Source organism: Pseudomonadota bacterium (assembly GCA_036339585.1).
GTDB lineage: Bacteria > Pseudomonadota > Alphaproteobacteria > UBA8366 > UBA8366 > UBA8366.
The window spans coordinates 26,521-34,474 of the sequence record JAYZAS010000003.1; the positions used below are offsets into that span (position 1 = coordinate 26,521).

Annotated in this window: 8 protein-coding genes; 1 reads left to right on the top strand and 7 read right to left on the bottom strand. The window is 44.7% G+C overall.

Going from position 1 to position 7,954, the window contains the following annotated elements; translation table 11 throughout:
- Positions 1-4: 4 nt before the first annotated feature.
- The 7 genes from VX941_02855 to VX941_02885 form a co-directional block, all read right to left on the bottom strand.
- Positions 5-1,228 (bottom strand): pitrilysin family protein, encoded by a 1,224-nt coding sequence (locus VX941_02855; GenBank protein MEE2932344.1) that lies wholly within the window; start codon positions 1,226-1,228, stop codon positions 5-7.
- A 156-nt stretch (positions 1,229-1,384) separates the two neighbouring features.
- Entirely contained in the window at positions 1,385-1,930 is a 546-nt protein-coding gene (locus tag VX941_02860) for a DUF3035 domain-containing protein (GenBank protein MEE2932345.1), read from the bottom strand.
- A 36-nt stretch (positions 1,931-1,966) separates the two neighbouring features.
- On the bottom strand, positions 1,967-2,437 hold the full coding sequence (gene lspA, locus VX941_02865) for a signal peptidase II (GenBank protein ID MEE2932346.1): 471 nt from the start codon (positions 2,435-2,437) through the stop codon (positions 1,967-1,969).
- Positions 2,437-5,352, bottom strand: a complete 2,916-nt coding sequence (gene ileS, locus VX941_02870; protein ID MEE2932347.1) for an isoleucine--tRNA ligase — start codon at positions 5,350-5,352, stop codon at positions 2,437-2,439. Before ileS ends, lspA begins: the two co-directional genes overlap by 1 nt.
- Positions 5,353-5,438: 86 nt before the next feature.
- Positions 5,439-6,392, bottom strand: a complete 954-nt coding sequence (locus VX941_02875) for a bifunctional riboflavin kinase/FAD synthetase (protein MEE2932348.1) — start codon at positions 6,390-6,392, stop codon at positions 5,439-5,441.
- 92 nt (positions 6,393-6,484) lie between these two features.
- Positions 6,485-6,937, bottom strand: coding sequence for a MaoC family dehydratase (locus VX941_02880; GenBank protein ID MEE2932349.1), 453 nt, complete (start codon positions 6,935-6,937; stop codon positions 6,485-6,487).
- A gap of 132 nt (positions 6,938-7,069) precedes the next feature.
- Positions 7,070-7,291: a DUF1289 domain-containing protein gene (locus tag VX941_02885; GenBank protein ID MEE2932350.1), complete on the bottom strand. Its 222-nt coding sequence runs from the start codon at positions 7,289-7,291 to the stop codon at positions 7,070-7,072.
- A gap of 252 nt (positions 7,292-7,543) precedes the next feature.
- Between VX941_02885 and VX941_02890 the strand changes: the two genes are divergently transcribed.
- Positions 7,544-7,954, top strand: a 411-nt coding sequence (locus tag VX941_02890; protein ID MEE2932351.1) for an MFS transporter, incomplete at its 3' end; no start/stop codon positions are given.

The following is a 7,954-nucleotide window of genomic DNA, read 5'->3' on the forward strand; positions in this document are numbered from 1 at the left end:
AACACTAGTCTTGCCTCACTCTTTTTTCTGAGAGTAACAGTCCGGTCACTGACCCAGGTCGGCCAAAAACCATTCTAATTACGCGATTCACATCATCATTCGTAACCGACGTAAGTCGTTGAGGCCACTGCTCAACATAATCTGCGCTTAGCCCTATAGCGAGCGCTCTTCCAAGAATAACAGCTGGTCCATACAAACCGTCTCGGGCAAAAATCGCTGCATCTTGGAGGCGTGTGACTGCCATAGATACCTCTTCTTCGGAAACCCCTTTCTCTATTAGATCCAAAATTAACTTCTCCATTGCTCTCTCAACATCGAGAATTGATTTTCCGGGAAGAGGCGTAGCAAAAAACGAAAATACACCCGGGCCACGTGTTTCCCCATCATACCAGGCTCCAGCACTTGCCGCGATTTTTTGTTCAACAACGATAGACTGATAGATTCGGCTTGAGGTACCACCCCCAATAATCTCTGAAAGTATTTCCAATGCGCGCGCTGAACTGGCATCCTGCATAACTCCAGGCGTGATAAATTTTTTGAGCCATTGCGGCTGCCTGACCTGTTTATGCCTAAGTGTTATTCGACGATCGCTCTTGTGACGCGGCTCCACCCATTTCACTCGTTGTGGTAATTTTTTTGATGGAATACCACCGTAATATTTTTTTGCTAATCCCAACACATCAGAAGCATTTACATCACCAGCTATGACCAAGATAGCGTTGTTGGGGGCGTACCATTTGTTGTAGAAAGCCAATAGGTTGGATCGCGAAATAGATTCTATCTCGTGCCTCCATCCAATTATGGGTCTCCGATATGGATGATTTAGGTAAAAGGCTGCATTAACTTCTTCGCTGAGTAATGCGCTGGGATTATTTTCAACCCTTGTATTCCGCTCTTCTAAAACCACTTGGCGTTCTGGTTCAATATCGTCCTGAGTCAAAGTAAGATTACACATTCTATCCGACTCTATTTGCATCATAATCTCAAGTCGGTCCGATGAGAACGACTGGTGATAACCAGTATAGTCCCTGCTAGTGAAAGCATTCTCTTGTCCGCCATTCCGAGCCACAATTTTTGAGAACTCTCCCGGTGCAAGATTCTTTGTTCCTTTAAACATCAGATGCTCCAGAAAATGAGCAATTCCAGTCTGGCCAGGGGGCTCATCCATGGCGCCAACCTTGTACATTACAAGCTGAGTAACAAGCGGGGCACGGTGATTTGAAATCACAACAACCTTCAACCCATTGGCAAGTTTGAACAACTGTGGTTTGAATACTTCGGCTCGAGTAGCCCCAGCGAAAAATAAAAACGTTAGACCGGTTAAAATGCAGGTCTGCTTAAAAAATAACCATAGATAGATGAGCACCACCAAACCCCAATAAGCTTATTTTTTCTTGGTGAGAGTTGACCCGTCGGTCGGTTTTTTACCTAAAGCTTCATTGCGCCGGAGTCTCTCAGATTCACGAGAAGGATCCACCACTGCATTTTTTCCATTTGCCGGTTTCCAGAAAAGTAGTGAATCGACAAATGCTGGATCTTCTTCAACGATGCCGCTCTCACGCTCAACGGCATCTCGAATTGAGGAATCGACATCTAGCGCGTTGGCTTTAAACAGCAGTGCTCGTTCGCCCTCGGAGCGACTATCATTGGGATCCCGTTCCGGCAAAATGCCACGTGCCTGCACGGATCTGCCAAAAAGTCTGCGGCGTGCTTGCTCGCGAGTTTCAACTTCGTTTGGCCTCTTTGCGCCGGCCCTGGGCGGTCGCAAAGAAAAGTCTGGTGGCTGTGCCAACGGCGCCCGAGAAACGACGCCGAATTCGTCGGGCCCCGAATTACGACTGTGATCGAAAAGAACGCATCCGGAAGAGTGAATCATTGAGAGACCCAATAAAATTGCAATTACACAGGCTTCTCGCGACCTTTTAATCATTTCTATTTTCCATTTGGCATAATTTCTGAACTGGCATTACTTAGCTTTTTCGGTTCGCTCAAACAAGCTTTCGTAAATTATACAAATCACCCCAACAGTAATTGCAGAGTCAGCAACATTAAAAGCTGGCCAATGGTAACCACTTATATGAAAATCTAGAAAATCGACAACGGCTTGATGCAGAACCCTATCTATCAAATTACCCAGCGCTCCACCAAGGACCAGGCCCAGAGCAATAACACAAAGCCTCGTCTTAGCTTCGCGAAGCCAAAAAAAGAGGAAAACAATTATACCTACAGTCACTGCTCCCAATAGAATTGGCCCCCAAATAGAGGCGCTTTGCAGCATGCCAAAACTCACTCCGCGATTCCAAACCAGAACAAGATTAAAGAAATCTGTAATTTCGATTACACGGGGCGGCTGCATAACAATAGCCAGAATTATCAATTTGCTTAGCTGATCGGAGGCAGCAACGAATACTGCTGTCCATATACCAGCTTTTATCATTACGCTGACCCCCAATGACAATTTTCAACTACGTTTGCACAACGATTACAGAGCTCCGGAACCAGTTTTCCAACTTCGGACGATATCTTCCAACAACGCACACACTTTTGCCCAACAGCCGGCTTGCAGACTACCGCAATTTCATCACAATCCGGCAAGTAAAAGGCGCCCTCTGGAGCTGGTTGGCTGCATAAATTGATTGAAGAGACAATCGCTAGATCGGCGACATCGATACTTTCTATCGCGTTTTTGTATTTGTCGGACAAATATACCTCAGGTGCTGCTTGTAGGCTTGAGCCAATACGTTTTTCTACTCTTTCTATCTCAAGAGCACCCAATATAGCACGCCGAACTAATCGTACATGCGACCATTTCTCAGCCAGCTCTTCATCACGCCAGTTTGCCGGTATATCTGGGAATTGTCGCAAATGGACACTATCCTCGCGACTGTCTTCAGACTTCATATCGTATCGGTTTAGCCAAGCTTCCTCAGCAGTAAAACAAAGAATTGGGGCGAGCCATGCGGTTAAGCACGAAAACAATTGATCCAGCACACTGCGGGCAGCACGACGATCCAAGCTAGTAATTAGGTCGCAATATAGGCAATCTTTGCGAACATCGAAGTAGAAAGCAGAGAGATCATTTGCACAAAAGTCATGTATAGTGCGAAATAGCCTATGAAAATCGTAAGTTTGGTACCCTTGGCGGACCTCCCTATCAATTTCCCAAAGTCGATGAAGTATCCATCTTTCGAGTTCAGGCATCTGTTCATACCCTACTCGTTCGGATTCGTTAAACCCATCCAAATTGCCTAGCAAATATCTCAATGTGTTCCTTAGCCGTCGGTATGAGTCAGTTAACTGTTTAATTATTTCGGGACCAATGCGAAGGTCTTCCGAATAATCTGAAGCGGCTACCCAAAGCCTCAGAGTTTCTGCTCCGTTATTTTGTATAACCTGTTGAGGTGAAACAATGTTACCAAGTGATTTGGACATCTTCCGACCATCTTCGGCGAGGACAAACCCATGAGTCAGCACCTCCTTGTAGGGCGCTAGCCCGCGAGTACCACAAGACTCCAGCAATGATGAGTGGAACCATCCACGATGTTGGTCAGACCCTTCCAAGTAAAGTGCAGCCGGCCACTCCAAGTCTTCCCGACCCTCTAACACAAAACTATGTGTAGACCCAGAGTCAAACCAGACATCCACAACATCCATGACTTGTTCGTAATCGTCAGGATCATAGTCTTCACCAAGGAACCGCTTGGGATCATTCAAATACCACGCGTCGGCTCCTTCTTTTTTAAAAATATTCACAATCCGGTCCGCCACATTTTGGTCACGTAATGGCTCGCCATTAATCTTCTTAACAAACACTGGAATGGGGACGCCCCATGCCCTTTGACGGGAAATTACCCAGTCCGGCCGCCCTCGTATCATACTTTCTATACGGTTTTGACCACTCGCCGGATACCATTCAGTCTTTTTTATTTCTGAAAGCGCGCGAGACCGCAATGTGTCCCCCTCGCTATCAATATCTTTGTCCATTGCAATAAACCATTGAGGAGTGTTCCGGAAAATGATGGGTTTTTTTGATCTCCATGAATGGGGGTATTGATGCTTGAGCCGAGACCGAGCAGTAATCGCAGCATTTTTTACAAGAGCTGCAATCACTGCCTCATTAGCATCACCTTTCCTACCCTTTTCAGTGAGTACACGCTTGCCCTTAAAACCAAGAGCCTCACTGGTCAGAAAACCGTCTCCATCAACAGTCGAGGGAATCGTTGGATCTATACCCTTTTCTTCCAAAGTCTTTTTATTTGCTACCCACACTTCAAAATCATCTACACCATGGCCAGGCGCTGTGTGCACAAACCCTGTTCCAGCATCTTCCGTGACATGATTACCAACTAATAAAGGCACGGAGAAATCGTATCCTAAAAGCCGCAAAGGATGAGCACATATTGTGTCTTTCAATAGTGTCGTCGAAAAATCATCGATACGCTTGAAGCCGTCTACACGGGCTTCTTCAAAAAAGCTATTCGCTAAGCTGTCCGCCATTACAAGCTTCTCGCCTTCTCCAACCCAGTTCTCAATAGGTGCTGAGGTCACCTGATAAAGGCCATATGAGATGTGTTCTGAAAAACAGATCGCTCGATTGCCAGGTATAGTCCATGGGGTTGTTGTCCAAATCACAATAGATGCATCTAGAGTTTCAGAAATATTGCTAAAGTTATTTTCTTCGGGAAGCCCTATTATAGGGAATTTGACCCAAATTTGATCACTCTCAAAATCTTCGTACTCCACCTCGGCTTCAGCAAGAGCAGTTTTTTCAACCACAGACCACATTACTGGTTTTGAGCCCTTATAGAGGGTTCCATTCATCAAAAATTTACAAATTTCACCCGCAATGTAGGATTGGGCTTCATGAGCCATAGTCAAATAAGGGTGGTCCCAATCACCAAGAATACCAAGCCGCTTGAATTCTTCACGCTGAATATCAACCCATTTGCTTGCAAAATCTCTGCATTCAGCACGGAATTCTAGGACTGAAACCGCGTCTTTACTTTGTCCCTTAGCCCGATATTTTTCTTCAATTTTCCATTCAATTGGAAGACCATGGCAGTCCCAGCCTGGAACATAAACCGCGTCTTTACCAAGCATTTGTTGGGAGCGATTTATAACATCTTTCAAAATTTTATTTAATGCGTGGCCAATGTGCAGATTGCCATTAGCGTAAGGCGGGCCATCGTGAAGTATAAACCGTTCACGACCGTCGGCCTTGGACCGTAATCGTGACCATAAGTCTAGTTTTTGCCATCTCTCTAATAGTTTGGGTTCCCGTTTTGGAAGTCCAGCTTTCATGGGGAAATCTGTTTTTGGCAGTAGGAGTGTCTTTTTAAAGTCTTTTGTCATCAGTTCACATCTTTGCCCGGCTAGTGCCGAAAAATCCTAAAGTATAAAGTCATCCTATATGGAGCAGCTTTTTAATCAAGCGCAGCTCAACGTGCACCAGCGGCGCGAATATCAAGGGTCCGTTTGGCTATAGCACTATCAATCTCGATACGCTCCTTGAGTGCGTCAATACCATCGAATTTCTGCTCAGGGCGCAAGAACTCAATAAGTGCAACGCGTAAGATTTCTCCGTATATATTCTGCGAAAAATTAAAAATATGTGTTTCTAGAAAAACACGTGTCCCGTCTAATGTCGGTCGATTGCCGATATTAGCCACACCATTAAACCAGCGGGTATTTTCACTTTCATTTTCACTGTTCAAACCTGCACGAACAATATAGCCTCCGAAGGCTGGACGGAGATAGTTACCAAGATCGATATTTGCAGTCGGAAAACCGAGGTCGCGGCCCCGCTGGTCTCCTTTAATTACGGGGCCTACAATTTCGAATGGCCGCCCAAGTAAAGCAGCAGCGAGCGCCGGCTTACCCGCAACTAAATCCTCGCGGATACGGGTCGAAGAATATATTCCTCCTCCGGGAGATGCCACTGCCTCAACCAAAGATACATTAAAGCCATGTTTCTCACCCAATCTTTTCAACAGAGCCCCATCACCACTGCGTTTGCATCCGAATCTGAAATTATATCCAACGGAGACATGCCGTGCAGCCAGCCCATTAACCAAAACCTGGCGAACAAATTCCTCTGGTGATTGGGTCGAAAGAATTTGATCAAAAGTAAGCACTAATAGGAAATCAACTCCTACAGCGGCCATGAACCGTGCTTTCTCGTCGGTATCAGTAAGATAAAATGGTGCGTCATGAGGGCGGAAATATTTACGAGGATGAGGATCAAAGGTGACCACACCAAGTGGTTTACCCTTTGCAACCGCTGTGCCAATTACCGCCTGGTGGCCACGGTGAAGACCATCGAAGTTACCTAACACCACTGTCGCACCACGATATTGTTTTGGCACTTCCAAAACACTTCGGTAAATTTTCATCGCTTTTCCCATTAAGATATAAAATTCACAACAGAAAAACACTGAAACGTCCTTGTTCAGTGCATTCGAGTGTTGAACAGTGACGCAGTTTACTAATTATCTTTACGAGAGGGCACTAATAAAACAGACTCACCCTCAACAACAATTTTATCACGAACTTTGCATACAGACTGGGCTATAACACGCTTCTTATCAACATTAACCTTCGAGATAGTGACGGTTGTGGTTACTGTTTCACCCGGCCGCACAGGAGCTCTGAATTTAACCTCCTGGTTCATGTATACACAGCCCGGGCCCGGAAGCTTGGTGCCAAGTACAGTCGAGATAAAAACTGCAGTCAACATGCCATGAGCTATACGTCCCTTAAAGATCGACTCTTTAGCAAATTCTTCATTTAGATGTAACGGATTATTGTCGCCCGAAATTCCCGCAAAAATAACAATATCTGCCTCAGTAATAGTCTTGGCATAAGATGCTGACATACCTACTGTCAGATCTTCGATAAAGTAACCATGTAAATCTATTCTCGATACTCCTGATTCCATACTGGGCACCCCTTTGGCTGGTGTACATTTTTTGTATGCTCGGTGCGTTGCACAATAAATGATGCGTTGCAATATATTTTTGTTGTTCTCTGCTAGCAATCATGATGCCTAGAGGATATTTTCCGATTTTATTTATTCTTTTTCACTTATTTTTTTGCGGTTTTTAGCCTCATCAATAACATTACGACGCTCACTATCGGTCTTCTTATGCCACTGTGCTATTTCCGGAAGAGTTCGGTAGCACCCGAGACAAAAACCAGTTTTACTATCAATGTGGCAAACGCCGATGCATGGTGATGATGGATTACTATTTGCTTTACCTGAGGATAACGGTATTTTGCTGGGCTTTGACACGAAATTCACTCAAGTTACAAAAATAGGGTGCATTGCGATCTTTGAAATTTTTAGTAAATCATCACGACTAGAATATTAAAAGTCCTATAGCTTATTTGTGTCCTAAACATGAGTGTTTTTTTATTGTTAATTGCAATTTTAAATCACCATACCCTGCAATCACTGAGATAACTCAAGATAAACGGTAATTTTGCATTTAAATTTAAAAAGGAATGGAGATCACCCTGTTTAGCCTAGGTGAATGAGCATGCTATGACACGTGAAAAAACAAACTTCTTTTTTCTGAACCTTGGTCATTTCTTTGATCATTTCTTGATATTGATCTTTGCAACGGTTGCCGTGGCGTTAGCTGTAGATCGCAGAATTGATATTCCTGGGGTTACAAACGATTGGGGTCTTACATATTCCGAATTCATTCCTTTCGCTACTGCTGGTTTTATAGCTTTCGGATTGTTCTCGATCCCTGCAGCTTGGATCGCCGATAAATGGAGCCGATCTGGTATGATAGGAGTATTTTTTTGTGGCATGGGTCTGGCTTCAATGCTAGCTGCTCTTGCACAAACGCCCATTCAACTTGGTGGTGCGGTATTTCTTATCGGCGTTATGGGGGCTATATATCACCCCGTTGGGTTGGCGCTCGTGGTAGAAGGGAAGGTCAATACA